Below are 760 nucleotides of genomic sequence, written 5' to 3' on the forward strand. Positions count from 1 at the left end.
CGGCCGCTCGCGTCGCTGCAGGGTCTCGATACGGCCGGGCAGGTGATCTATGTCGGCAGTTTCGGCAAGACGCTGTTCCCGGGGCTGCGGGTCGGTTATCTGGTTGCACCGGAGCCGCTCGCGGAAAGTTTCGCGACCGCCAGCGCCGAGCTGTATCGCGAAGGGCAATTGCTGCAACAGGCGATGCTCGCCGAGTTCATCGCGGAAGGGCACTTCGTGTCGCATATCCGCAAGATGCGCACGTTATATGGGCAGCGCCGCGAGGTGCTGCTCGACGCGGTCGCGCAGCGCTACGGCGACACGCTGCACGCGCTCGGCAGCGATGCGGGGCTGCATCTGGTCACGCAGTTGCCGGAAGGCGTCGACGATCGCGCGGTCGCGCAGGCCGCGCTCGAACGCAATATCGTCGTGCGGCCGTTGTCGGGGTATTACGCGGATCGCGACCGTGCGGCGGCGGGGTTGCTGCTCGGCTATGCATGCGTGGCGGAGGACGAGATCGCGCCCGCGTTCGCGACGCTTGCGGAGGCGATCGACGAGCGGGCGTTTGGTCGGGTGGTCGAGGTGGCTTGAGCGGCGTATTCGGTGGCGGTATCGCGTTGCGATGCCCGCTGCGGCCATCGATACCGGAGGGCGGCGTGCTTTCCGCACCGCGAAGAGCACGCGCGTTGTGCAGACCCTGCCGTGAACCTCAATACCCGATCCACACCGCGAACGTCAGCACGACGCACGATAGCGCGAGCAGCGTCAGGAACAGCGGCAG

General features: G+C 67.2%; 1 protein-coding gene. It reads left to right on the plus strand.

The window, feature by feature from the left end:
• A partial coding sequence (locus G3O01_RS44990) for a PLP-dependent aminotransferase family protein (protein ID WP_205814001.1) occupies positions 1-570 on the plus strand: 570 nt, incomplete at its 5' end.
• Between the last annotated feature and the right edge of the window lie 190 nt (positions 571-760).

This window comes from Burkholderia sp. Ac-20365 (assembly GCF_017104715.1).
Taxonomy (GTDB): domain Bacteria; phylum Pseudomonadota; class Gammaproteobacteria; order Burkholderiales; family Burkholderiaceae; genus Paraburkholderia.